Source organism: Pseudoxanthomonas winnipegensis (assembly GCF_004283755.1).
Taxonomy (GTDB): Bacteria; Pseudomonadota; Gammaproteobacteria; order Xanthomonadales; family Xanthomonadaceae; genus Pseudoxanthomonas_A; species Pseudoxanthomonas_A winnipegensis.
Window position 1 is genome coordinate 1 of record NZ_SHMH01000009.1, and the last position, 25,105, is coordinate 25,105.

Annotated in this window: 23 protein-coding genes; 13 read left to right on the forward strand and 10 right to left on the reverse strand. The window is 67.8% G+C overall.

What is annotated here, in order from left to right; translation table 11 throughout:
* A partial coding sequence (locus tag EAT51_RS20460; protein WP_205965178.1) for a hypothetical protein occupies positions 1 to 184 on the forward strand: 184 nt, incomplete at its 5' end.
* 26 nt (positions 185 to 210) lie between these two features.
* Here the strand turns inward: EAT51_RS20460 and EAT51_RS16510 are convergent.
* Positions 211 to 531, reverse strand: coding sequence for a SymE family type I addiction module toxin (locus tag EAT51_RS16510; protein WP_228257974.1), 321 nt, complete (start codon positions 529 to 531; stop codon positions 211 to 213).
* Positions 532 to 758: 227 nt separating this feature from the next.
* Between EAT51_RS16510 and EAT51_RS16515 the strand changes: the two genes are divergently transcribed.
* The 4 genes from EAT51_RS16515 (at position 759) to EAT51_RS16530 (ending at position 3,864) form a co-directional block, all read left to right on the forward strand.
* Entirely contained in the window at positions 759 to 1,100 is a 342-nt protein-coding gene (locus tag EAT51_RS16515; protein WP_130516689.1) for a hypothetical protein, read from the forward strand.
* Positions 1,101 to 1,233: 133 nt separating this feature from the next.
* Entirely contained in the window at positions 1,234 to 1,833 is a 600-nt protein-coding gene (locus EAT51_RS16520; RefSeq protein ID WP_130516687.1) for a hypothetical protein, read from the forward strand.
* A gap of 88 nt (positions 1,834 to 1,921) precedes the next feature.
* The gene (locus EAT51_RS16525) at positions 1,922 to 2,281 is read left to right on the forward strand and encodes a hypothetical protein (protein WP_130516685.1); all 360 of its coding nucleotides are present in this window, start codon (positions 1,922 to 1,924) and stop codon (positions 2,279 to 2,281) included.
* 119 nt (positions 2,282 to 2,400) lie between these two features.
* Positions 2,401 to 3,864, forward strand: coding sequence for a TIR domain-containing protein (locus EAT51_RS16530; RefSeq protein WP_130516683.1), 1,464 nt, complete (start codon positions 2,401 to 2,403; stop codon positions 3,862 to 3,864).
* 168 nt (positions 3,865 to 4,032) lie between these two features.
* Here EAT51_RS16530 and EAT51_RS16535 read toward each other — a convergent pair whose 3' ends face one another.
* The 4 genes from EAT51_RS16535 to EAT51_RS16555 form a co-directional block, all read right to left on the reverse strand.
* Positions 4,033 to 4,389 (reverse strand): hypothetical protein, encoded by a 357-nt coding sequence (locus EAT51_RS16535; RefSeq protein WP_130516681.1) that lies wholly within the window; start codon positions 4,387 to 4,389, stop codon positions 4,033 to 4,035.
* Between the two features lie 423 nt (positions 4,390 to 4,812).
* A complete protein-coding gene (locus EAT51_RS16545; RefSeq protein ID WP_130516679.1) occupies positions 4,813 to 5,700 on the reverse strand; it encodes a TSCPD domain-containing protein in 888 nt (295 codons plus the stop codon).
* Positions 5,701 to 5,814: 114 nt separating this feature from the next.
* Positions 5,815 to 6,360, reverse strand: a complete 546-nt coding sequence (locus tag EAT51_RS20345; RefSeq protein ID WP_165421955.1) for a hypothetical protein — start codon at positions 6,358 to 6,360, stop codon at positions 5,815 to 5,817.
* Between the two features lie 146 nt (positions 6,361 to 6,506).
* A complete protein-coding gene (locus EAT51_RS16555) occupies positions 6,507 to 8,660 on the reverse strand; it encodes an adenosylcobalamin-dependent ribonucleoside-diphosphate reductase (RefSeq protein ID WP_130516677.1) in 2,154 nt (717 codons plus the stop codon).
* A 508-nt stretch (positions 8,661 to 9,168) separates the two neighbouring features.
* Between EAT51_RS16555 and EAT51_RS16560 the strand changes: the two genes are divergently transcribed.
* From EAT51_RS16560 to fhuE, 8 genes are all read left to right on the forward strand, one after another.
* The gene (locus EAT51_RS16560; protein ID WP_130516675.1) at positions 9,169 to 10,650 is read left to right on the forward strand and encodes a Do family serine endopeptidase; all 1,482 of its coding nucleotides are present in this window, start codon (positions 9,169 to 9,171) and stop codon (positions 10,648 to 10,650) included.
* Between the two features lie 108 nt (positions 10,651 to 10,758).
* Positions 10,759 to 11,115: a hypothetical protein gene (locus EAT51_RS16565; RefSeq protein ID WP_130516673.1), complete on the forward strand. Its 357-nt coding sequence runs from the start codon at positions 10,759 to 10,761 to the stop codon at positions 11,113 to 11,115.
* Positions 11,116 to 11,146: 31 nt separating this feature from the next.
* A complete protein-coding gene (locus EAT51_RS16570; protein WP_130516671.1) occupies positions 11,147 to 11,641 on the forward strand; it encodes a phage holin family protein in 495 nt (164 codons plus the stop codon).
* On the forward strand, positions 11,638 to 12,225 hold the full coding sequence (locus tag EAT51_RS20350; RefSeq protein ID WP_165422722.1) for a hypothetical protein: 588 nt from the start codon (positions 11,638 to 11,640) through the stop codon (positions 12,223 to 12,225). The genes EAT51_RS16570 and EAT51_RS20350 overlap by 4 nt, the downstream gene beginning before the upstream one ends.
* 13 nt (positions 12,226 to 12,238) lie before the next feature.
* The gene (locus tag EAT51_RS16575) at positions 12,239 to 13,339 is read left to right on the forward strand and encodes an AI-2E family transporter (RefSeq protein ID WP_130516669.1); all 1,101 of its coding nucleotides are present in this window, start codon (positions 12,239 to 12,241) and stop codon (positions 13,337 to 13,339) included.
* A 753-nt stretch (positions 13,340 to 14,092) separates the two neighbouring features.
* Positions 14,093 to 14,812 (forward strand): HAD family hydrolase, encoded by a 720-nt coding sequence (locus tag EAT51_RS16585; protein WP_130516666.1) that lies wholly within the window; start codon positions 14,093 to 14,095, stop codon positions 14,810 to 14,812.
* Complete coding sequence (locus tag EAT51_RS16590) at positions 14,809 to 16,182, forward strand: leucyl aminopeptidase family protein (RefSeq protein WP_130516664.1); 1,374 nt, start codon at positions 14,809 to 14,811, stop codon at positions 16,180 to 16,182. The genes EAT51_RS16585 and EAT51_RS16590 overlap by 4 nt, the downstream gene beginning before the upstream one ends.
* Before the next feature lie 638 nt (positions 16,183 to 16,820).
* On the forward strand, positions 16,821 to 18,992 hold the full coding sequence (gene fhuE, locus EAT51_RS16595) for a ferric-rhodotorulic acid/ferric-coprogen receptor FhuE (RefSeq protein WP_130516662.1): 2,172 nt from the start codon (positions 16,821 to 16,823) through the stop codon (positions 18,990 to 18,992).
* Positions 18,993 to 19,430: 438 nt separating this feature from the next.
* Here the strand turns inward: fhuE and EAT51_RS16600 are convergent, their stop codons facing one another.
* The 5 genes from EAT51_RS16600 to EAT51_RS16620 all read right to left on the reverse strand — a co-directional run bounded on the left by EAT51_RS16600 (position 19,431) and on the right by EAT51_RS16620 (position 25,022).
* Positions 19,431 to 21,122 (reverse strand): sensor domain-containing diguanylate cyclase, encoded by a 1,692-nt coding sequence (locus EAT51_RS16600; RefSeq protein ID WP_130561850.1) that lies wholly within the window; start codon positions 21,120 to 21,122, stop codon positions 19,431 to 19,433.
* Between the two features lie 125 nt (positions 21,123 to 21,247).
* On the reverse strand, positions 21,248 to 21,850 hold the full coding sequence (locus EAT51_RS16605; protein WP_130516658.1) for a response regulator transcription factor: 603 nt from the start codon (positions 21,848 to 21,850) through the stop codon (positions 21,248 to 21,250).
* 247 nt (positions 21,851 to 22,097) lie between these two features.
* Positions 22,098 to 23,297 (reverse strand): sensor histidine kinase, encoded by a 1,200-nt coding sequence (locus tag EAT51_RS16610; RefSeq protein ID WP_130516657.1) that lies wholly within the window; start codon positions 23,295 to 23,297, stop codon positions 22,098 to 22,100.
* A gap of 52 nt (positions 23,298 to 23,349) precedes the next feature.
* Positions 23,350 to 24,108, reverse strand: coding sequence for an ABC transporter permease (locus EAT51_RS16615; protein WP_130561851.1), 759 nt, complete (start codon positions 24,106 to 24,108; stop codon positions 23,350 to 23,352).
* On the reverse strand, positions 24,105 to 25,022 hold the full coding sequence (locus EAT51_RS16620; RefSeq protein WP_130516653.1) for an ABC transporter ATP-binding protein: 918 nt from the start codon (positions 25,020 to 25,022) through the stop codon (positions 24,105 to 24,107). Before EAT51_RS16620 ends, EAT51_RS16615 begins: the two co-directional genes overlap by 4 nt.
* Positions 25,023 to 25,105 lie beyond the last annotated feature (83 nt).

The window sequence follows — 25,105 nt, forward strand, 5'->3', positions numbered from 1 at the left end:
GCTCGATCACCTGCTTCACCGCTTCGGCCTGGAACTCATCCGTGTACTGCTTGCTGTTGCCCATAAACACCTCGGTCATTGCCATCAATTATGGCAACCGGATGTCTACGAAAGGCTGGCCGGTCCAGATCCCGTCGGCCGCGTGCAAAGCTGCACTCTGACCCCTATGGTCGGTGCCGATTGACGGAAGCGGCCAATCGGCGCGACGGCTCAGCGGCGCTTGGCGTCTAACGTGGGCGTGATCACCAGCGTGCCATCGACGACGGCGATCCGCGGCTTGCTGCCCGGCACGAATCCCAGCGCGGCCAGCCACTGGCCGCGCAGGCGCAGCATGGGCAGGCACTGGCTTCGCGTGCGGCCGTCCACCAGCACATCGTGGCAGATGGTGCCGATGGTGCACTGGGTGGGTTGGCGCGGACGCGACGCGCGCTTGCGCGGCAGTTCGTCTTCCATCGGCACCGGTGTGAACAGCGTGGTGTACGCCAGATTGCCGAGCGATAGCCCCGGCGTCGGAGCGGTGGGAGCGGGCACGTCGAACGGCGCTGCTGGTTTGCGGGTGCGGCGACGGGGGGAGGGGGTGCTGGTGGGTGTGGATGCTTTGCGAGACATCGTGGATTCCTCGGTAGAAAGGGAATCCGCCACACCGAGACCAATCGAGGTGGCGGACGGTACGGGTTGGTCTACCGGACCGAGGACCGGCGGGGCCGAAGCCCCCCACGTACCGCCCGCCATGAACTGACGAGCAAGCCCCTCGCACTATGCAGGGCAATAAAAAACGCCAAGCATCGGACGATGGGCGCTGGTGCGCCTCGATGACGGGAGACCAATCCCGGCGGCATGATTTAACGCCGCGATTCGATCTTGCGCTTTCAATAGGCCAGCGTCAACGGCATTTTTTGAATGAAATGCAAGCTATGCGCCCATCAAAAGTCTGTTCTGACCACGGCATCCGCCGGCTGCCTGTGACCAGCATGGCTTACCAGCTTTATGGGATAGAGCTACGCCGATTTGCAGGCTGGGCAATCGCTTTCGCGGCAATTTGTCTGCCAGTAGGACTGGCGCTGGCGGAAAAGTCCACTCTGACCCCAGAATTCTGTTGAGGAGGCCGCATATCTGTGCAGCTGAATCGGCAACTGTGGACGAAAGGCGCCGGCCGCTCCTCACCCTGAGGGCTACGAGCAAGGCGTGGATCTGTTCGGGTAAGCTGAGGGCAGTTCAGGGGGTGAACGACACATGGCTGAGGCTGACCCGAAGTGCGATCCAGCGCAGGCACTTAGTGCTGCAGATGAGCAGTATAGGCAGTGGCTTGTGGCCGCTGAGCAAAAGGCGCAGGAGGACTACGACAAAACTGTCATCACACTGTCGGGCGGCGCGCTGGCCATCTCCTTCGCGTTCGTCAAAGACATCCTCGGGGATGGTCCGATCAAACACCCTGGTTGGCTAGTGGCTTGCTGGGGACTGTGGGCTCTGAGTCTTGCATCGATGCTGGCCTCCTTCTACTACAGCAGGAAGGCGCTACGGAAGGCTATCGAACAGTGCGACAGCGACACTATTCGATGCGAACCTCCTGGCGGATTTTTCACTTCGATCCTGCGGTGGTTGAACGCTCTCGGAGCGGTCTTCTTCGTCGCAGGCGTTCTGTGCATGACTGTGTTCGTTTCCATCAACATCAGCTCCAGGGAGCATTCGCGTGACCGACAAACACCGCCCGCCGACTCAACCGCCAAGCCAGCCGCCGCGCCCTCCGCAGAAGGACTACGGGAACGATCACAAACCGAACAGGGGTTACGAGCCGCCGCCCCCGCCGCCCAAGAAGAACAAGTGACTCGCTGAGCGGTGCTTGCCGACTTCTGCCGGGGAGTGTGATCGGCCCTCGCGGCACAGCGCTGATTAGAATCGCAGCTGTACATCAGGAGGTGGCATGGAACTCAAGAACTTCGTCAAGGCAACGCTCGTGCAGATCGCGCAGGGTGTGAAGGATGCACAGGGGGAAGTTCGTGAGATTGGCGGGAGCGTCAACCCTTACGAACGTTATGACACAGGCGGAATGGGTACCCACCTCTCGCGTGGTGTTGTTCAAACGGTGAACTTCGACGTGGCGATTACCGCGTCAGAAGGAAGCACTAGCCGTGAGGGGATCGGCGTTGTGGTGGCATCCATCGCGCTGGGTAAGCGCAATGAGAGCAACGACCAGTCAAGCAGCGTAAGTCGTGTGCAGTTCGAAGTGCCGCTTGCCCTCCCTGACGGGGATAACCTTTACAGCACCCGGCCTATGGAATAGCAAGCAGCTCAAGGAGCTGCGATAGGTTCCGGCCCCTTGCGGAGCGGTGGCCCAGGTTGAGTCTAGGCGCGCGACAGGCCACGATGCGACTTCATCGCGCGGTTGTGAGACAAGGAAGCATGAGAAAGCTCGTCGAAGATGTGTTCGTCACCGAAGGGGTGCCTAACGAAACGTTCGTTAAGCCGCCGAACTACCACGACATTTTTGTGGACATCAGGCGCCCAGGGAAGCCGGTAGTAATCGAGGGTCAGTCTGGGACGGGAAAGACCACTACCGTCAAGAAGATCCAATCAGCGCTCGACGAAGCGCTGGTGCCCACGTACTTGTCCGGACGTAAACCAAGGCACGTCGAAACAATCACGAAACTGAGCGAAGGAACTGAACTCGGTTCCTTCATCATCGATGACTTTCACCGGCTATCCCCCGAGCTTCAAACGAAACTCGCCGATCTGGCCAAGCTCGCAGCGGAGGAGTGGGACGCAGAGCAGTATCCCAAGCTGATCCTCATCGGCATCAATGAGGTGGGCTCTACACTTATCCAGTTTGTGCCTGATATCGCTAAACGGGTGGGTATCCACAAGATCGCGCCGGCCAACCAAGAATTGTTCGATCAGCTGATAGAGCGCGGAGCAAGCGCGCTCAATGTTAGGTTTGGAAATCCCCAGCTGATCTTCGAGGAATCCAGGGGCGACTATTGGCTGACTCAGCAGCTCTGCCAGACCGCATGCACTGCTGCAGGCGTGCTTGAAGAATCTGCCGACCTAATCGAGGTGGCGATTGACATACCGACGATCAGGCGAGTGGTCGTCGAGAAGCTACGCGCGGCGTATTACCCGGCAGTGAAAGAGTTCTGTCGCGGTCGACGATTTCGCCCCAGTAACGACCCCTATTTCAAGGTGCTGAAAGCGGTGGCTGAGACCGGCGATCCGGTCGTAGATCTGACCATGCTTGCCAATGCGAACGTTGAGGTGCGGGGTAGCATCAACAACATCAAGGATGCGAGGCTCACCAACGTACTGGAGTCGAAAGAGTTGGCAGCTCGTTACTTTTTCTACTCACCGGAGACCACTACGTTTGCGGTTGAAGATCCCGCTGTCTTCTACTTCCTTCGACATCTCGACTGGGAGGCCCTGCGAACCGACTGCGGCTTCCGAGGCCGCGAAGAGGAGCACGAGTTCGATATCGCGATCTCATTTGCCGGCGAGAACAGGGCATTGGCGAAGCACTTGGCAGAGCAGTTCATCGCCTTGGATTACCAGGTGTTCTACGACGAGAACTTCGAGGCCAACTACCTGGGGACCGCATGGAGCAAGCAGTTCACCCGGATTTTTGGAGAGGCATCTAGATATGTCCTGTGCCTTCTAGACGAGCATCACCAAGCGAAGATATGGCCTACCTTTGAACGGGAGGTATTTGTCCCCCGCATCCAGAAGGGAGAGGTCATACCCGTCTACCTTGATGACACACCAATTGTTGGCATCCCCAAAGACATCGTCGGTATTCAATTCAAAGACCAACAAGAGGGATGGCAAGAAAGGGCCGACCAAGAGATCGTATTCAAGGTGATTGACAAGCTCGACTGAGCAGGATCACCCAGTTATTCAACCTGAGGTCGTGAGCCTTCGCTCTACTTACCTAAAGGGGTGGAAGCGTTACGATCTTGATGGTCATCCGCTCCACTGGAGCCAGGGATCGCCCAGTGGTCAACCTGAGGTCGTGGATCTTCGCTCTCATCCATAGGGGTGGGAGCGTTACGGTGCCGGCTTCCCTGTGCTCTTCTGCGTCTTCTTTCGCTCCCGGAATCTCCGCTGCCGGTCCGCAGCCTTCTTCGCGGCGACTTCTTTCTTCTCCGGAGCGGCGGCTTCGGGATTTGCCATCTCAGCTGCTCTCTTCGCTTGCGTGCGCAACTTGATCTCCGCGTCCTGCCGCTTCTTCGCCTCGATCTCTTCTCCGACAATCTGATAGTCCACCTGAGCTACCACGGCCCAATAGAAGTCACTGGCCTCGCTGTTGGTTGGCTCACGATCCAGCGGAAGATCCGGCAGGCCACCAAAGTAACGATCTTCAGTCGAAACTATCTCGCCATTCAGGCCCTCCGCCTCGATCATCTCCTCCAGCCTCTGATCCCATGCGGCCTCATCTGCTGCAATCTGCGCGGCTGAGGTTCACATGCGCCTTCGCCCAGACATCCTTCAAATCCGCATCGTCGAGCGCTTCTTTGGGATAGGTCGGCCCGACCACCCACGGGGGGTGAGTCACACGGCCCATCCTTAGATACCCACACGGAAATTTTTGCCCCACTTTTCGGCCAGCATCCATCGGTCGAGGTGAAAACCTGCGCACCGTGACGCAAAAAGGCCCCGGTAATCACACCGAGGCCCTCTGCGCGGCCACCTAACAAGTCGCGTAGCGGAAATTAGGCAATCCATGTAACCAATTGAATATAATGGATTTTCCCCCGTGGCGCCGAAGGCGGGACTCGAACCCACACGCTTTTAAGGGCGGGGGATTTTGAGTCCGCTTCCCTTAAATCACCCGCACTTCGAATACCCACAATTCAAACACGTCTGACACCCGTCCATGATCACCATGGCCTTGGTGTTGCACTTGTGGCACATGCTGGCTGAGGGCGGGAAGCTGGCGCCGTCGCCGGTGACTTCGATGTCCTCGACGTGGTCGGCGGTGCTGTTGGGGATGACGGCGGAGGCAGGAGCAGAGGCAGGAGCGACCCCTCCCCGGCCCTCCCCTTCGCTTCGCGAAAGGGAGGGGGTGGCCGCCTCGCTGCGCTTGGCGCTGCTGGGGGTTACGTCAGTGTTTTTTTTTGAGCGGTCTTCGTACTGCTTGCGCTTTTCGGCCAGGATCGCCTTCTGGTGCTCGGACATTTCCGGGTCGTGGATCAGGCCGATGGACTTCATGTGCTCCTCGACGATGGCGCCGAGTTCGGCGACCAGCGAGGGCATGTAGACGCCGCCGGCCTTGAAGTAGCCGCCGCGCGGGTCGAACACGGCCTTCATCTCGTCCACCAGGAAGGTCACGTCGCCGCCCTTGCGGAACACGGCCGACATGATGCGCGTCAGCGCGACGATCCACTGGAAGTGCTCCATCGACTTGGAGTTGATGAAGATCTCGAACGGGCGGCGGTGCTCGTGCTCGGTGCCGGCGTTGAGCACGATGTCGTTGATGGTCACGTACATGGCGTGCTCGACCATCGGCGACTTGATCTTGTAGGTGCTGCCGACCAGCACGTCGGGGCGCTCGATGCGCTCGTGCATCTGGATGACTTCGGCCACGGGCAGCTCGGCCTCGGCGGTGGCGCGGCTGACGGACTCGGCGGGCACCGGCGCGGCGGCCTGGCGCGCCTTGTCTTCCGGGGTGAGCACGCTGTAGCCCTTGATTTTCTTGTCGATCTTGACGGCCATGGCCTTGGGTCCTGGATGCGGTACTGCGTTGAGGTGGGAGGACACCGCCGTGCGCCAGTGGGCGCGCTCAGGCGGTGTGCCCTGGCCGGTGCGCGGCCAGGGCGGTGCTGCGGGTTACTTCGCTTTCTTGGCGACTTTCTTGACGGCTTTCTTCACTGCTTTCTTTGCGGGCGCCTTCTTGGCGGCGGCTTTCTTGGCCGGCGCTTTCTTCACTGCGGCTTTCTTGACGGCCTTCTTGACCGCAACCTTCTTGGCGGCGGCCTTCTTTACCGCTGACTTGGCGGCGAGTCGCTTGGCCGTCGTCTTCTTGGCCACTTTCTTTGCGGCCTTCTTGGCGGCGACCTTCTTGCCCACGCCCTTGGCCTTCAGCGCGGCGGCCTCGGCCTTGGCCGAGGCGCTGGCGGCGACCAGCTTCTGCTTGGTGCTGGCCACGGTCTTCTTGACCGCCTTGGTGACCTTGCTGGTGCGCTTGGTCACGGCCTTCTTGGCCTTCTCCAGGGTCTTGCTGGCGGACTTCTTCGCCGTGGCCGCGCGCTTGGCGACGGTGTCGGCGGCATGCGAAGCGGCCTCGGCCACGACGGTGGCGAGCTCGCTGGTCTTTTCCTTCACACTTTCGGCGGCTTCGGAAAGCGTGGCCGAGATTTCCGTTCCTGTGCTCATGTGCCCTCCATCAGGGCTCGTAGGGGTGCCAAGACGATGCCATTGCAGCCGCGTGTTACGGGTGCCCCCCCCCCTGCGCCGTGCTGCCGGCGACGCAGGGGTCTTCCAGCATCGCGCATGCCGGTGTGGGCCGGCGCGCGCGGCGCTCAGAACTTGCCGTAATACCCTTCCTTGAGCGCGTCGAACAGGTTGGCGGCGGTGTGCATCTCGCCGTCGTACTCGATCTGCTCGTTGCCCTTGACCTCGACGAAGGAGCCGTCCTCCAGCTCGAAGCGGTAGGTGGTGTTCTCCAGGTCCGCCTCCTTGACCAGCACGCCCTGGAAGGCGGCCGGGTTGAAGCGGAAGGTGGTGCAGCCCTTCAGGCCCTGCTGGTGGGCGTAGCGGTAGATGTCCTTGAACTGCTCGTAGGGATAGTCCGTGGGCACGTTGGCGGTCTTGGAGATCGAGCTGTCCACCCACTTCTGCGCGGCGGCCTGCACGTCGACATGCTCCTTGGGGCTGATGTCGTCGGCGGCGATGAAGTAGTCCGGCAGCTTGGCCTGGGCGTCCTCGGAGAACGGCATGGCCTTGGGGTTGACCAGCTCGCGGTAGGCCAGCAGCTCGTAGGAGAACACGTCCACCTTCTCCTTGGACTTCTTGCCCTCGCGGATCACGTTGCGGCTGTAGTGGTGGGCGAAGGAGGGCTCGATGCCGTTGGAGGCGTTGTTGGCCAGGCTCAGCGAGATGGTGCCGGTGGGCGCGATGGAGCTGTGGTGGGTGAAACGCGCGCCGACCTCGGCCAGCTCGTCCACCAGCTCGGGCGCGACCGAGGCCACGCGCTGCATGTAGCGGCTGTACTTGGCGTGCAGCACCTTGCCCTCGATCTGCTGGCCGACGCGCCAGCCGTCGCGTTCCATCTCCGGGCGCTGGCGCAGCATCGCCGGGGTCACCTCGAAGCGCTCCTCCATGATCGGGGCGGCGCCCTTCTCCTTGGCCAGGCCTAAGCCGGTTTCCCAGCCGGCCACGGCCATGTCGCGGGCGATCTGCTCGGTGAACTCGCACGAGTCCGCGCTGCCGTACTTCATGCGCAGCATGGTCAGGGTGGAACCCAGGCCGAGGAAGCCCATGCCGTGGCGGCGCTTGCGCAGGATCTCGTTGCGCTGCTGCTCCAGCGGCAGGCCGTTGACCTCGACCACGTTGTCGAGCATGCGGGTGAACACGCGCACGACTTCCTTGTATTCCTCCCAGTCGAAGCGCGCCTGCTCGGTGAAGGGGTCGCGCACGAAGGTGGTCAGGTTGATCGAGCCCAGCAGGCAGGCGCCGTAAGGCGGCAGCGGCTGCTCGCCGCAGGGGTTGGTCGCGCGGATGTTCTCGCACCACCAGTTGTTGTTCATCTCGTTGACGCGGTCGATCAGGATGAAGCCCGGCTCGGCGTAGTCGTAGGTGGACACCATGATCATGTCCCACAGGTGGCGGGCGCGGATGTGCCCGTACACCTTGCAGGCCACCAGGCCGTCGTCGCGCCGCACGTACTGGTCGGCGTTGGGCCACTCGCGCCAGACCACCTTGGCCGCATCGGTCAGGTCGATGTCGCCCTGTTCCTTCTGGTTGACCGGGAACACCAGCGGCCAGTCGGCATCGTCCTCCACCGCCTGCATGAAGCCGTCGGTGATCAGCAGGGACAGGTTGAACTGGCGCAGGCGGCCGTCCTCGCGCTTGGCGCGGATGAAGTCCTTCACGTCCGGATGCGACACGTCGAAGGTGCCCATCTGCGCGCCGCGGCGCCCGCCGGCGCTGGACACGGTGAAGCACATCTTGTCGAAGATATCCATGAAGGACATCGGGCCGGAGGTGTAGGCGCCGGCGCCGGCGACGAAGGCGCCCTTGGGCCGCAGCGTGGAGAACTCGTAGCCGATGCCGCAGCCGGCCTTGAGGGTCAGGCCGGCCTCGTGGACCTTCTCCAGGATGCCGTCCATCGAGTCGGTGATGGTGCCCGAGACGGTGCAGTTGATCGTGCTGGTGGCCGGCTTGTGTTCCAGCGCGCCGGCGTTGGAGGTGATGCGCCCGGCCGGGATGGCGCCGCGGCGCAGCGCCCAGACGAAGCGCTCGTACCAGTAGGCGCGCTTCTCGGCGGTCGGCTCGGCATCGGCCAGGGCGCGGGCCACGCGCTGGTAGGTGCCGTCGATGTCGGCATCGATGGCCACGCCGGACTTGCTCTTCAGGCGGTACTTCTTGTCCCAGATGTCCTGGGACGCGGGCTGCATCGGGATGACGCGGGCCGCTTCTGCTTTCTTGACCGCCTCAAGGCGCACCGTGCTCATGGATTGGAGCTCTCCGTCATGGATGAAAGGCGCGCACGCCAGCTTAGGCGCGCGCGCGAGATGGATGAAATTTCGGTCAGCTGCGGCGTGTGCGCACGCATGCCCGGGCAAGGCACTGAAGCGTCGAACAGATTGTGGTGACGGTCCGGCCTGGACCGCCTGCACACCTGATGCATGCGCCGCTTCCCCACTGGCGCCGGGAAACCCAAGCCAAACCCTATGGCTTGGGGCCATTGCGCGGCCACCTCGCTACATCTTGGGGCCGCAAGCCATGGAAAGTAGTCCCGCCCCCGAGGGCTGTCAACCACGCGTCACGCAGTTTGCGTGGAACGCTCGGGTGCACCTTCCATGGAACCCGCGCCGCGCCTGCGCGGGCCGATTTCATTGCCGGTTTAGGCGTCGCTGATCACACTCGTTCAGGTTGCCGGGGGCGGTGAGGACAGGCGCGTTGCCGCGATGCCGCACGCCCCCGGGCGCCTCCTTCCATGCCGATCGCCACCCGACCCGTATGCGCCCACTGCCGACTCTGCTGTCCCTGACCGCCGCCGCTGCCTTCGGCGGCTTCGTCGCCCTTGGCCTGTACCAGACCCTCGACCATCCCGCGCTGGCGCGCGAGGACGGGCCGCCGTCCTCGGCGATCGTGCCGGCCGCCGCCGCGGGCGCGGCGCTGCCGGCCGCGGTGGAAGGCCAGGCGGTGCCCTCGCTGGCGCCGATGCTCAAGCGCGTCACCCCGGCGGTGGTGAGCGTCTACAGCCGCCAGACCGTGCGCGTGGCCAGCCCGCTGGGGCCGTTCGCCAACGATCCGGTGTTCCGCCGGCTGTTCGGCATCCCCAACATGCCGCAGGAGCGCGTGCAGCGCGCGCTCGGCTCGGGCGTGATCATCGACGCCCAGCGCGGCCTGGTGCTCACCAACCACCACGTGGTGGAGAACGCCGACGGCGTGTCGGTGACCTTGAGCGACGGGCGCACGGTGGAGGCCGAGTTCCTCGGCTCGGACCCGGACACCGACGTGGCCCTGATCCGCATCCCGCCCAAGGACCTGACCCAGATCCCGCTGGGCGACAGTGACAAGCTGCAGGTCGGCGACTTCGTCGTCGCGGTCGGCAATCCCTACGGCCTGGGCCAGACGGTGACCTCGGGCATCGTCTCGGCGGTGGGCCGCAGCGGCATCCCGGTGGCCGGCTACCAGAACTTCATCCAGACCGATGCCTCGATCAACCCGGGCAACTCCGGCGGCGCGCTGGTCAACCTGCAGGGCCAGCTGGTGGGCATCAACACCGCCAGCTTCAATCCTTCCGGCTCGATGGCCGGCAACATCGGCCTAGGGTTCGCCATCCCGATCGACCTGGCGCGCAACATCGCCGAGCAGCTCTACACCAACAAGGGCGTGGTCAAGCGCGGCACCCTGGGCGTGACCACGCAGGATGTGGATCAGCGCCTGGCCACGGCGCTGGGCCTGGATACGCCGCGCGGTGCGCTGGTGACCGGCGTGTATCCCGGCTCGGGCGCGGCCGCCGCAGGGCTCAAGCCCGGTGACGTGGTGCTGCAGGCCAACAACCAGCGCATCGACAACAGCGCGGCGCTGCACAACTTCGAAGGCCTGCAGGGCGTGGGCAGCCAGGTCACCCTGGACATCCGCCGCGACGGCAAGCCGCTGAGCCTGCGCGTGGGCCTGAAGGAACAGCAGCGCGACCTGCCCGGCGCGCAGCTGGACCCGCGCCTGTCCGGGGCGACCTTCAACGAGGTCGACGAGGCCCTGCGCCAGACCCTGCGCGCCAATGGCGTGGGCGGCGGCGTGCAGGTCGGCCAGGTGCAGCCGCGCAGCCGCGCCTGGACCAACGGGCTGCGCAGCGGCGATGTGATCATCGAGGGCAGCAACGGCCGCTTCGCCGACCTGCCCAGCTTCCGCAGCAGTTTCGCCAAGCCGCCGCAGCAGCTGGTGCTGCGCGTGCTGCGCGACGGCGAGGACGGCACGCTGCTGATGCGCTGAATGCCGGCCGTCCCGTCACGGGCCGTATGCGGCACGCTGACGGGGCATTCATGCGGCCCTGGGGTAGGCTCGACCACCTGCTGTCCCACCCGTTCAAGGAGCCATGCCATGTCCGACGCTGCCAACAAGATGAAGTCCTCCCTCGGTGAGGCCGGGGAACACCTGAAGTCCGCCGCCTCGGCCGCCAGCGATGCGGTCAAGGGCGCCGCCTCGGTCGCCGGCGACGAGCTGCGCCTGGGCAAGGCCACGGCCAAGGCCGAGCTGTCCGACGGCGCGCTGGCCGGCCTGAGCGCGGCCGAATTCGGCGGCGAAGCTGCCCGCGAGCAGGTCGACGCCCTGGTGGACAAGGGCCGCGACCTGATCGACAGCGCCGCCGAACTGATCCGCGAGCGTCCGCTGGCCTCCTTCGGCATCGCCCTGGCCGCCGGCTGGGTCATCGCCAAGCTGGGACGCAGCAGCGATTGATCGCCCGCACGACCGCGACACCGGAGCCGGCGTGAGCGCACCCGACCACGACGCCGCCCCCGGCGACGACGCAACGCCCTCGCTGGACGAGAGCCTGCGGCGCGTCGGCAAGGCCGGCAAGGACAGCCTGTCCTCGGCGGTAGCCACCGCCAAATCGCTGCGCCGGCTGGTCGTGGCCGACTTCGCCCTGGCCCGCGCCTCGCTGGCGCGGGCGATGGTGTGGATGTCGGTGGCCGCCGCGTTCGGCGTGTCCAGCTGGCTATTGCTGATGGGCGCGCTGATCGCCTTGCTGCAGCGGCTGGGGCTGTCCTGGCTCGGCGCGCTGTCGGTGGCCGCGGGCCTGAGCCTGGCGATCACCGCGCTGGGCGTGTGGCAGACGCTGCGCTATTTCGGCTTCAGCCGGATGGACGCCACCCGGCGCCAGCTCAAGGCCATGGGCCTGGGCGACGACGACGAGGAAGACGCCGGGCCCGAGGCGCGCTCGGCCGCCGAGCAGCTGCGCGCCCAGCAAGGAGGCACGCCATGAAGTTCGCTCACCTGCGCCATCGCGTGGACCGCGCCGAAGCGCTGGTCGAGCATCGCCGTGCCCAGACCCTGGCCGATGCCGATGCCCTGGTCGGGCATTGGAGGCGCGGGTGGACGCCGTGGCGCATCGTGCTGGCCGGCCTGGGGCTGGGCTTCGTGATCGGCCAGACCCGGCCGATGCGCGCGGTCGGGGCGACCAAGTGGCTGCGCTCGGTGAGCGCGATCTCCGGCATGTTCACCTCGCTGCAGGCGGCCATGGCCGCCTGGCAGGCCGATCAGGCGGCGGACACGGCGCACGATGCGGCCGGCAGCGCGCAGTCTGCGGCCGGGGCCACCCATCAGGCCGCCGCCGCGGCGGGTGCGGCGGCCGCGACCACCGGCGCGGACGACGCGGCGCGGCTGGCGCAGGGCAACACCACGGCGCGGGCGGCCGGGCTGGCCACCGCCGACGGCGGGCCGGCGCCGACCGCGGCGCGCGGCGTGTCATCCTATGGCCGCGCCGCCGAGGCGCGCGGTGAGACCGAGGCCTGGGCGGCGCAGGCGCCGCGCCCGGCCGAAGCGGCCACCGACGTTTCCGAACGCTAACGCCAGCTGCCGCATGTCCACCTCCGAAGCCGATCTCTCGCCGGCGCCCACGCCCCTGCCCGTCAAACCGGCGCCACCGCGCCCGCGCGGGCCGCTGTCGCTGGTGATCCTGGCCTTCCTGGCCTGTGGCTATACGCTGTGGCTGGCGCAGGCGGTGATCCTGCCGGTGCTGCTGGCGGTGTTCCTGGCGCTGGTCGGCAACCCGCTGCTGCGCGGCCTGCAGCGGCTGTACGTGCCGCGCTTCCTCGGTGCGCTGCTGGTGCTGTTGCTGGGCCTGGCCGCGGCCGGGGCGCTGGCCTACCAGATGGTGCCGCCGGCCGCGGCCTGGGCCAAGGCGGCGCCGCGCGAGCTGCGCCAGCTCGCACCCAAGCTGCATGAGCTGACCAAGCCGGTCTACGACGCCAACCAGGCGGCCGAGAACTTCGCCCGCGCCGCCGCCGGCGACACCGGCCGGCGCCCGCAGGTGATGCGCACCGCCGACGATCCGTACCGCACCCTGACCGCCACCCCGCGCATGATCGCCTCGGTGCTGGCGGTGGTGCTGCTGACGTTCTTCTTCATGGTCTATGGCCAGCCGCTGCAGCGCCATGCCGTGGCGCTGATGCCGCGGCGCCAGCAGCAAAAGCTGACCGTGGGCATCCTGCAGTCCATCGAGCGCGCGGTCTCGCGCTATGTGCTGACCATCAGCCTGATCAACTGTGTGGTGGGCCTGCTGTTCGCCGGCGCGCTGATGCTGCTGAAGTTCCCGCTGGCCGATGCGCTGCTGTGGGGCACGATGGTGGCGATCCTCAACTTCGCCCCCTATGTGGGGCCGCTGATCGGCATCGTGATGATGCTGGTGGTGGGCCTGACCACCTTCGACGATGCCTGGCCCTCGCTGCTGCCGGCGGCGATCTACCTGGGCCTGCACACGCTGGAGGGCCAGGTGGTCACGCCGATCGTGCTGGGCCGGCAGATGCGTCTGTCGCCGCTGATCCTGATCCTGTCGCTGATGGTGTTCGGTTCGCTGTGGGGGATCGTGGGGCTGCTGTTGGCGGTGCCGATGCTGGTGTGCATCAAGCTGGTGTTGGCGCGGGTGCAGGGGATGGAGGGGTGGGCGCGGCTGATGGAGTAGCCGTTGCTGTTGCGTCTGTCGTTGCTGTTGCTGTGCCTTGGCGGTTGCTGTGCCTTGGCGGTTGCTGTGCTTTGGCCGTTGCTTCCCCTGTCTGAGCCGTAAAGCACGCCGAGCACCGCAGCGAAGCAGGGCCGAAGAGGCGCCCTGTTTGAGCGAAGCGAGTTTGGGCGCCGTGCCCTGCTTCGCGAGGAGCGCAGGGGACCGATGCGAAGCATCGGCGTGCGTCCCGGCGAGAAGCGGTTTTGCTTCCTTTTGACAAGACAAAAGGAAGTCGCGCCGCAGGCGCGAAAGCTTTGCACTTGGCGCGCCGCAGGCGCGTTGCTTTCGTCCTAAGAGTGCTGGTGTAAGTTCATAGCCAGGCTTGCATTAAATTTGCAAGCAAAACTTGAGCGCCATGCAGGCGCTTCTTAGAGCAAAGCTAAAGCAAAGCTTTCGCACGGCTTCGCCGCGCGAGCTACTTTTGTCTTGTCAAAAGTAGCCAAAACCGCTTCTCGCCGGGACGCGAGCCGCCGCTGCGCGGCGGTCCCCTGCGCTTCTCGGAAGACGGGGCACGGGGCCCAAACTCGCTTCGCTCAAACAGGGCCCCTCTTCGGCCCCGTCTTCCTGCGATGCTCGGCTCGCTTTACGGCTCAGACAGGTAAAGCAAAGGCAACAGCATGGCCAAGGCAACAGCAACAGCAACAGCCCTGCAACGGCAACGGCGGGCTGCGCCCCTCAAGGCAGGCGCCACAGCCCACAGGCTAAAATGCCCCCATGACCTTCGACATCCGCGCCATCACCCTCGACCTGGACGACACCCTGTGGCCGTTCGCCCCGATCGGTGAGCGCATCGAACGCAAGCTGCACGCCTGGCTGGAAACCCACAGCCCCGCCACCGCACGCCAGTTCCCGATCGAGGTCATGCGCGAGCTGCGCACCCAGGTCACCGCCGACAACCCGCACCTGATCCACGACCTCTCGGCGCTGCGCAAGCTGACGCTGGAACACGCGCTGCGCCACAGCGGGGCCGACCTGGCGCTGCTCGATCCCGCGTTCGAGATCTTCTATGCCGAGCGCAACCGGGTCGAGTGCTATCCCGACGCCGTCGACGCGCTGACGCGGATCGCCGCGCGCGTGCCGGTGGCGGCGCTGACCAACGGCAATGCCGACCTGGCGCGCTGCGGGCTGGATCAGCACTTCGTGTTCCAGCTGGGCGCGCGCGAACACGGCGCGGCCAAGCCGGAGGCGAGCATCTTCCACGCCGCCTGCGTGCGCCTGGCGCTGCCGCCCGAACAGGTGCTGCACGTGGGCGACCACGCGGTGATGGATGCGGCCGGCGCCATGCGCGCGGGCCTGCGCGCGGCCTGGCTCAACCGCGAGGGCGCGCCTTGGCCGCTGCACGAGCCGCGGCCCGATCTCGAATTTTCCACGCTCACCGCGCTGGCCGACTGGCTCGACGCGCATCTGGACGACAAGGACTCCGCCGCCGCATGAGTGCTCCCGCCTTTCTCGACGCCCGCACCGACCAGGTGCGCCCGCTGCATGTGCTGCAGCGCGAGCAGTTCGGCGGCTGGTGCGCGCAGCAGCCGCCGGCGGTGGCCGCGTGGCTGCAGGCGCAGGGCTTCAGCGCCGCGCCGGGCACGCTGGCGCTGCTGCCGGGCGAGGCCGGTGTGGCCGGTGCGGTGCTGGGCATCGCCGACGCGGGCGATCCGCTGTCCTACGGCCACGCGCCGATGGGCCTGCCGGCCGGCAGCGCCTGGGAGGTGGTGAGCGCGCTCTCGGCCGACGCGCGCGCGGCGCTGGAACTGGGCTGGGGCCTGGGCGCTTATCGCTTCGACCGCTACAAGACCGCCACGCGCGCGCCGGCCCGGCTGCTGCGCGAAGCGGTCGATGCGCGCACCGACGCCCTGCTGGCGGCCTGCCTGCGCGTGCGCGACCTGGTCAACACGCCGACCCAGGACATGGGCCCGGACGAGCTGGAAGCGGTCGTGCGCCAGATCGGCGCCGAGCATGGCGCGCAGGTGGAGGCGATCACCGGCGATGCGTTGCTGGCGCAGAACTTCCCCGCGATCCACGCGGTGGGCCGCGCCTCGCACCGCGCCCCGCGCCTGATCGCGCTGCGCTGGGGCGCCGAGGATGCGCCGAAGGTGTCGCTGGTCGGCAAGGGCGTGTGCTTCGACACCGGCGGGCTGGACCTCAAGCCGGCCCACGGCATGCGCAACATGAAGAAGGACATGGGCGGCGCGGCGCACGCGATCGCGCTGGCCGAACTGGTCATGCGCCAGCGCCTGCCGGTGCGCCTGACCCTGCTGGTGCCGGCGGTGGAGAACGCGATCGGTCCCGATGCGTTCCGCCCCGGCGAGATCATCGCCACGCGCACCGGGGTGAGCGTGGAGATCGACAACACCGACGCCGAAGGGCGCGTGATCCTGGGCGATGCGCTGGCCCATGCCGGCGAGGACAAGCCCGAGGTGCTGCTGGACTTCGCCACGCTCACCGGCGCGGCGCGCATCGCGCTGGGGCCCGAGCTGCCGGTGCTGTTCTCCAACGACGACGCGCTGGCCAACGCCTGGCTGGCCGCCGGCGAGCGCACGCGCGACCCGCTGTGGCGCCTGCCGCTGTGGCGGCCGTACCTGCGCTATCTGACCAGCCACGTGGCCGACCTGGCCAACGCCGGCTCGCGCATGGCCGGCGCGGTGACCGCGGCGCTGTATCTGGAGCGCTTCGTCCCGGCCGGCACGCCGTGGGCGCATCTGGACGTGTACGCCTGGAACGACAACGATCGCCCCGGCCGCCCCGCCGGCGGCGAGGCGATGGCGCTGCGCGCGGCCTTCGAGATGCTGCGCAGCCGCTACGCGGCGTGAGCGGCAACAGCGCCGCCTAGGCGCTGTGGTCTTCTGTGGGAGCAACTGTCTCCTCAAATCTCGCAGCAACCTGCCTGTAGAGCGGAGCTTGCTCCGCTGGGGCCTTCGCCACGAACCGAACGAAACGCAGCGGAGCGAGCTCCGCTCTACAGGGGGGAGCCGCCATGGCGGCGAGGGGCTTTACTGGGTAAGCCTCATCGCCGCCATGGCGGCTCCCACCGAGCGAACTACCACCGGGCAAGCTCCTAGCAAGCAGGCTTCTACCCAGGCAGGCTCACGCCTGAGGCGGGGATCAGGCCGGGCGGAAGGCGCGGCGCGATTCCAGCGCATGTGCGTGGGCTGAGGCCCACACGCCGGCGACGGCGGTAAAAGGATCGCCGCGCCAGGCCTCTACAAGCCCGCCGCCGCTGTCGCTACACTTGCGCGCGCTGCCGGCGGCGCTAAGCCGCCCGGCCAGACGCAGGCCGCCGGTGCGTTCCGTGCCGGGGGTCGCGACCTCGCCAGCTCCGCCTTCGCACATCACGCCGCGGCCCCTGTGGGCCGATCCCGGCGATCGTCAAGTCCAGCCAGCTCTTCCGCCCATCGCCCGACGCACGGCGTTGCCCGGCGTCGGCCATCTGTTCCACGGAGAGACTGCCATGACTGCGATTCCCCCCACCGGCACGCGCCGCGCGCTGCCACCCACCCTGCTCGCCCTTGCCTGCCTGTCCGCGCTCCCGGCGCCGCTGGCGGCCCGGCCCGCCGACGACGACGCGCGGGTCACCACGCTGGACAAGCTCCAGGTCAAGGGCGAGCGCGCCCCGGACTACACGGTGAAGACCACCGCCGCCGGCACCGGCCTGGACCTGGGCCTGCGCCAGATCCCGCAGTCGGTCAGCGTGGTGACCCAGCAGCGCATCGAAGACCAGAACCTGCAGACCATCGGCGAGGTGCTGGGCAATGTCGCCGGCGTAACCAACAGGCAGGTCGACAGCGAGCGCAACCAGTTCTACGCGCGCGGCTTCGACATCGACAACTTCCAGTTCGACGGCATCCCCACCACGATGGAGCAGGGCTGGAACTACAGCGATGCCTCGATGGACACCGCGCTGTACCAGCGCGTGGAGATCGTGCGCGGCGCCGCCGGCCTGCTCACCGGCACGGGCAATCCCTCGGCCTCGGTCAACCTGATCCGCAAGCATGCCGACAGCAACACGCTGACCGGCAGCGTGACGGTGGGCGGCGACAGTTTCGGCAGCACCCGGGCCACGGTGGACGTGACCACGCCCCTCAACGCCAGCGGCACCGTGCGGGCGCGGGCGGTGGGCAACTACACCGACCGCGACTTCAACCTCGCGCGCTACACGCAGGAAAAGACCCTGGGCTATGCGGTGATCGACGCCGACCTGGGCGCCTCCACGCGACTCAGCGTGGGCTACGACTGGCAGCGGAAGAACGCCGACGATGTGACCTGGGGCGGCTTCCCGGTGCTGTATGCCGACGGCACCCGGACCCGCTGGCCGCGCACGTTCAACGCCGGCGCCGACTGGGCCTACTGGAACACGACCAGCAAGCGCGCCTTCGCCAGCCTGCGGCAGGGCTTCGACAACGGCTGGTCGCTCAGGCTCAACGCCACCCACGACCGCAGCGACGGGGACAGCAAGCTGTTCTACCCCTATTACACGATCTACGGACTGGACCGCAGCAGCGGCGGCGGCGTGATCCCCTACGGGGGCTGGTACATCATCCACCGCAAGGTCGAAGGCCTGGATGCCGCCGCGGACGGCCCATTCTCGCTGTTCGGCCGCGAACATCAGCTGATGTTCGGCACCAGCTGGAACCGCCGCCGCTATCTCAACACCGGCACCTACGACTTCAATGCCCGCATCCTGCTGCCCGACTACCACGACTGGGACGGCAGCCAGGCGCCCGAGCCGAACTGGAAGGCCCTGCAGGTCTCCGGTCGCGGCACGATCACCCAGAAGTCCGGCTATGCCGCGGTCCGCTGGTCGCTGGCCGACCCGCTGTCGCTGATCACCGGCGCGCGCTACACCCACTGGAGCAGCGCCGGCGAGTACAACGACACGCGCAACAAGACCATCCCCTATGCGGGCCTGGTGTGGGACATCGACCCGACCTGGTCGGCCTATGCCAGCTATACCGGCATCTTCAATCCGCAGACCGCGCGCGATGCGCAGAACCGCTTCCTGGCGCCGAAGCTGGGCAAGAGCTACGAACTGGGCGTCAAGGCGGGCTGGTTCGAGGACGCGCTCACCGCCTCGCTGGCGGTCTACCGCACCGCGCAGGACAACTTCCCGGTCTCCACCGGCCTGTACAACACCGCGGGCAATGCGATCTCGCTGCCGGCGGACGTGGTCAGCCGCGGCTACGAGTTGGAGGTCAACGGCCGTCTGGCGGCGGGCTGGAACGCGACCTTCGGCGTCTCGCGCAACCTGATGCGCAATGCCCACGACGACAGCACGCCGGTGCCCTACCTGCCCACGACTACGCTCAAGCTGTTCACCCGCTATGCCGCCCAGGGCGGTCCGCTGGACGGCCTGACCGTGGGCGGCGGGGTGAACTGGCAGAACCGCATCTACAACGATCGGGTGGTCTACATCACCGCGCCGGTGGCCCGCTCGGCGCGCATCGATCAGGGCGCCTACGCGCTGCTGAGCCTGTTCGGCCGCTATCGGATCACCCAGGCGGTGGCCGTGCAGTTGAACCTGGACAACGTGCTGGACAAGCGTTACGTCACCCAGATCGCGTCCGCCTATGGCGGCTGGGGTGCGCCGCGCAGCGGCACGCTCAGCCTGACCTGGGCGTTCTGATCCGGGCGGCCGTGCGCACCGCGCCACGGTGCGCACGGCCGAATCGGCGCTGCAGCCAGCTCCTGCCGGGCTATGCGCGAGGCCTGGAGATGGCTGCCTTCGTTGAGCTTGCTGATCGCCTGGACCAGGCCCTCCGCATCAGCTCGGGCGATGGCGCAAGCCGCCTTGATACGCTGCTTGGGTGGGAGCAGATATCTCCACAGCTCTCGCAGCAGCCTGGGTGTAGAGCGGAGCTTGCTCCGCTGCTCTTCGTTCGGTTCGTAGATGAAAGCCCCAGCGGAGCAAGCTCCGCTCTACAGGTGGGAGCCGCCATGGCGGCGAGGGGCTTTACCGGGAGAGCCTCATCGCCGCCATGGCGGCTCCCACAGAGCAAGCTCCCACCGGCAAGCTCACACCGAGGGGGCTTTTGCCGAAGTGGGATGACGTCCGGGGCTGAGATCAGGCCGAGCGGACGGCGCGCGGGTCGTGGCTGCTTTCGACGCGGTTGCGGCCCTGCGCCTTGGCGCGGTACAGGGCCTGGTCGGCGCTGCGCAGCAGGGCCTCGGGCTCCTGGCCGTCGTGCGGGAAGCAGGCCAGGCCGATCGACACCGTCACCGGCGGCAGGTCCTTGCCCAGATGCGGCACGCGCATGGCCTCGACCGCGGCGCGGATCTGCTCGGCGCGCTCGGCCGCGGCCTGCGGCGTGGACTCGGGCAGGATCAGGGTGAACTCCTCGCCGCCATAGCGGCAGGCGATGTCCTCCTGCCGCGACAGTTGCTGCAGCAGCTGGCCAAAGCCGGCCAGCAGCGCGTCGCCGCCCGGGTGGCCGTGGATGTCGTTGAAGCGCTTGAAGTGGTCCAGGTCCAGCATCATCAGCGCCAGCGGCAGGCCACGGCGCGCGCAACGCGCCAGTTCGCGCGCCAGCGATTCTTCCAGATAGCGCCGGTTGAACAGGCCGGTCAGCGGCTCGCGGATGGACTGGATGCGCAGGCGTTCCTGCAGCTCCAGGTTGGACAGCGCCATGGCCAGCTGCTCGGCCGCGGTCTCGATCAGCTGCACGCGCGCCAGGAAAGCGGCGGCGTCCGCGGAAACATAGAGGAACCCCAGCTGCTGGCCCTGCGCCATGAGCGGGATGCAGGCGGTGGCGCCGGCGTCGCCCTCGATATGGTGGCAGCGCAGTGTGCCCGGACCCTGCACCAGCTGCGGTTGGCCGCGGCGCAGCGCCCAGCAATCGTCGGGCGTCAGCATCGCCGCGCTGGCGGCGCTCGGCGTGCCCCAGCCGCCCATCGCCTCGGCGTAGTCCTGCGAGGCGCGGATGCGATAGATGCAGCCGCCGGTGCCCGGCATCAGCTGCGTCATGACCTCGCAGGTCAAGGCCAGCGCCTCCTCCACGCGCACGCAGCTCTGCAGCATGCTGGCGAAGTGGCTGAGCACGCGCAGGTCGCCGCTGGTGTGCTCCAGCTCGGCCACGGTGGCCTCCAGGCGCGCGTTGCTTTGCTGGATCCGGCGCTCGGCGCGGCGGCGGCCGCGGATCTCGCGCACCATCAGCGCATAGACCATGGCGATGACCAGGATGCCGATCGGGATGCCGGCGATCGCCAGGATGCGCAGCAGCGTGGCGCTCTCGTCGCTGGAGGCGGCGCGTTCGACCAGCAGCGCGCGCTCGGCGTCGCCCATCGTCCGCGCCTGGCGGCGGATGGCATCGGAGGTCAGACGCGCCTGCGTGTCGATGGTCGCCTGCGCGGCGGCCAGGCCCTGCTGCTGATAGATCTGCACCACCGCGTCGGTCTGACGCAGGCGCTGGTCGATCAGCGTGCGCAGCTGGGTGACGCGCTGCTCCTGCGGGCCGTTGTCGCGCACCAGGGCGCCGAGCGCGGCGAACAGCTGCGGAATCTGCGCCTTGCCGGTCTGGTAGTCGGCCAGGTAACCGACCTGGCCGGTCAGCAGATAGCCGCGTTCGGCCGATTCGGCCTCGCGCAGTCTCGCCTCGATCTCATCGATGCGCGCCATCACCTCGTGGGTGTGCGAGACCCAGCGCGCATCGGTGGCGAAGCGGTCGGCGCCACGCAGGATGCCCCAGCCGATCAGGACGAAGATCATGGCCGCCAGCAGCGGGCCGATCTGGTTGACGAGGCGGTTCTTGGACAGCATGCGCGGCGTGGGCGGGACGACGCGCCATGGTAGCGGGCAGGCGCGATGCGATTGCGCGCAAAAGGCTTACGCGCGTCGCAGTTTTCGATTCGGGCGCAGGCGCCCGGCCCGTCGCGCCTGGTCGATCAGAGCCAGCCCTTCTGCCTGGCCACGCGGAAGGCTTCGATGCGGTTGCCCACCCCGAGCTTGCTGATCGCCTCGGACAGGTAGTTGCGCACCGTGCCATGCGAGAGGCGCAGCTGCCTGGCGATGTCGGTGGCGCTGGCGCCGTCGCCGGCCAGGCGCAGCACCTGGCGTTCGCGCTCGTTGAGCGGATCGCGCTCGGACCAGGCTTCCAGCGCCAGCTCCGGGGCGATGGCGCGGCCGCCGCGATGCACGCTGCGCAGGGCCTCGGCCAGGTGTTCGGGCGGCGCGTCCTTGAGCAGGTAGCCGGCCACGCCGGCGTCCAGCGCGCGGCGCAGGAAGCCGGGCCGGGCGAAGGTGGTGACGATCACCACGCGTGTGGCCAGGCCGTGGCGCTGCACGCGCTGGGCCAACTCCAGGCCGGACAGGCCGGGCATCTCGATGTCGGTGACCAGCACGTCGGGCGTGAGCCGCTGCAGGGCGCGCCAGGCGGCTTCGCCGTCGGCCGCCGCTTCGAGCACGTCGATGTCGTCCTCCAGCCGCAGCAGGGCGGCCAGCGCGCCGCGCACCATGGCCTGGTCTTCGGCCAGCAGGACGCGGATCACGGCAGAGGGCGCTGGGTGGGCATGGCGGGATTCTATATGGGGAAGCTTCATCGCCGCCGCTGCGGCGCCCCCCTGTAGAGCGGAGCTTGCTCCGCTGAGGCTTTCCCGATCGATCTGGCCAAAACGCAGCGGAGTCCCCGAGAGGGGATTGCCACAAGCTCCGCTGAAGGCCGCGAGCTGGAACGGAGCCTGCTTCGCTGGGGCTTTCCCGATCAATCCGGCCAAAAGCAGCGGAGCAAGCTCCGCTCTACGAGGGGGCTGCGATCTGATTTGAAGAGACCGTTGCGCCCACGGTGGAGTCTTCGGCGAGGACTGGGGAGGCGCAGGGCACGTGCGCCAGCACGGTGGTGCCGTGGCCGCGCACGCTGTCCACCTGCAGCGTGCCGCCGAGGGCCTGCACGCGTGCGCGCATGCCATCCAGGCCGTTGCCCGGCACCAGCGCGCTGCCGCGACCGTCGTCGTGGATGCGCAGGGTCAGCGCCTGGTCCTGCGCGGCCACGGCGATGTGCACCGTGCGCGCCCGCGCATGCCGCTGCACATTGGTCACCGCCTCGCGCAGCACCATGGCGAAGGCGGTCTCCACCGCCGGCGGCAGCGGCGTGCCGTCGACCCGGTAGTCCATGGCGATGCCATCGGTTTCCAGCAGCAGCTTGGCCGAGGCCAGCTCGGCGGCCAGCTGCGCCGAGCGGATGCCGCTGACCGCGCGCCGCACCTGGGCCAGCGCCTCGCGCGCGACGCGGCTGACTTCGTCCATCTCCACGCGCGCGGCACGCGGGTCGCGCTCGACCAGGCGCGCGGCCAGGTCGGACTTCAGCGCCACCAGCGACAAGGTGTGGCCGAGCAGGTCGTGCAGGTCGCGGCCGATGCGTTCGCGCTCGGCCACGGCGGCCAGGCGGCGGACCTCGTCGTGGCTCAGGCGCAGGGCCGAGTCCTTGTGCCGGTTGATCTGCTGCACGGCGATGACCAGCCCGGTGCCGATGGTGGAGATCGGCAGCCACACCAGCATCTGCCAGGGATAGCCGACCGCCAATGCGAACGCCAGGAAGGCCGCATTGAGCACCAGCATGATCCCCAGGTAACGCACGAACGCATGCCGCCCCTCGACCCGCAGCGTCAGCAGGCCGAAGATGAAATAGCTGATGGCCGAGGGATACACGGGGCATAGCGCAGCGGCCATCGCCACCATGCCCAGCGCGGCGATGTTCGCGCCCCGGCGCGGCGCCACCATCGTCAGCGTATAGAGCAGCAGGAACAGCGGATAGGACACCAGCGTGCACAGCCACCAGGTCGTGGTGAAGCCGTTGCGCTCGAATACCGGCACCACGAACACCCAGGCCGACCAGATCAGGTGGATCGCCTCGGTCCACGGCGACTTGCCCTGTGCGATCTGTTCGGCGGCATGCGAGCCCGGCGCGGGCCGCAGCCATGCAGGAACGGGAAAGGTCATAGGATCAGGTCCTGAGCGAAGCCACGATCTTGCCACCACAGGCGCCGGGACTTCATGCGCGGCGCAGCCGGCGCCGGGCGAGCGCGAAGCAAACCGCCGCGAACGCGGCCAGCACGCCTGCATGCACCAGCACCGCACCGCCATCGTCCATTTCCACGCCCTTCAACGCCAGCTGGCCCAGGTGCCAGGCCGGCCAAAGCGGCGCGAGCCTGGTAAAGAAGCCCGGCAGCATCGACAGCGGCAGCCACAGGCCGGACAGCAGCGACATCGGCAGGTAGATCATGTTGACCACCGCCGGGGCGCCGCTGCCGCCGACCAGGGCGCCGACCAGCAGCCCCAGCGCGCAGAACGGCAGCACGCCCAGCACGTCCACCGTCAGCAGGGCGGCCACCTGCGTGGGCGTCAGCTGCACGCCGCCCAGTACGGTGCCGGCGATCAGCAGCAGCACGCCGACGCACAGCGCGAAGACCATGGCCATGAGCATGCGCGCGGCCAGCGGCGCGCCCGGCGGCACCGGCAGTGCGCGCTTGAGGGTGAGCAGGCCGCGTTCGCGATCCAGCGCCAGGCTGACGCCGAAGCCGAACAGGCCCGGCCCCATCACCCCGAACACGCTGTAGCTGGCCATCAGATAGCGCTTGGCCTCGGCGTTGCCATGGTTGAGCAGCACGCCGAACAGCAGATAGAACATCAGCGGAAACAGCAGCGTGGGCAGCACGAAGGAGCGCGTGCGCAGCAGCCGCAGCGCCTCGAAGCGCGCCTCGTTGGCATACAGCCGCAGCGTGGACGGCGCGGTGGCGGTGATGGCGTTCATGCGGCCTCCCGGCCTTGGGTGATGGCGAGGAAGGCGTCGGCCAGGCCGGCGCGGCGCACTTCCAGTTCGTCCAGCTGCGGATCGGCGGCGAGCAGGCGCGCGACGATGGGCTCGGCCGGTTCGGCCTGGATCTCCAGGACCTGCCCGTCGTGGCGCACCGCGTGCACGCCGGGCCAGCGGGCGATCTCCGCCGCCGGCACGCGGGTGCGGGCGCGGATGCAGCGCTGCAGCACGCGGCCGCGCAGCTCGGCCACGCTGCCGCGCGCGACGATGTGCCCGGCCTGCAGCACCGCGACCTCGTCGGCCAGCGCCTCGGCCTCCTCCAGGTAGTGGGTGGTCAGCAGCACGGCGCAGCCGGCCGCGGCGCGGGCGCGGATCGCCGCCCACAGCTGGCGCCGCGCCTGGACGTCCAGGCCGGTGGTGGGCTCGTCCAGGAACAGCACCTCGGGCCGGCCGCAGATGGCCAGGGCGAACTGCACGCGCCGCTGCTGCCCGCCCGACAGCCGGCCGTAGCGGCGCGGCAGCAGGCCGTCCAGGCCGGCGATGGCCACGCAGTCGGCCACGCTCAGCGGGCAGGCGTAGTAGCCGCGCGTCTGCGCGATCAGCTCGCCGACGGTGAGCGTGTCGGGCAAGGCGGCGCTCTGCAGCATCACGCCGACCCGGCGCCGCGCGCTCAGTGCATCGGGATCGTGTCCGAACAGCAGCGCCTGCCCGGCGTCGGGCCGCTGCAGGCCCAGCAGCAGGGCCACGCTGGTGCTCTTGCCGGCGCCGTTGGGGCCGAGCAGCGCCAGCACCTGGCCGGGCCGCAGCGCCAGATCGACGCCGTCGAGCGCGACCAGCGCGCCATAGCGGGCATGCGCGCCGAGCAGGGCCGCGGGTGCCGGTGACGCCGGATCGAGAGGAATGAGGGGCATGGGACGTATCAGCCATTACCGGAAGGTGCGGTTAGCCTGCGCCGTCATGCGCGGGTCCGGCAGTGGCGTCGATCAGCCATTGC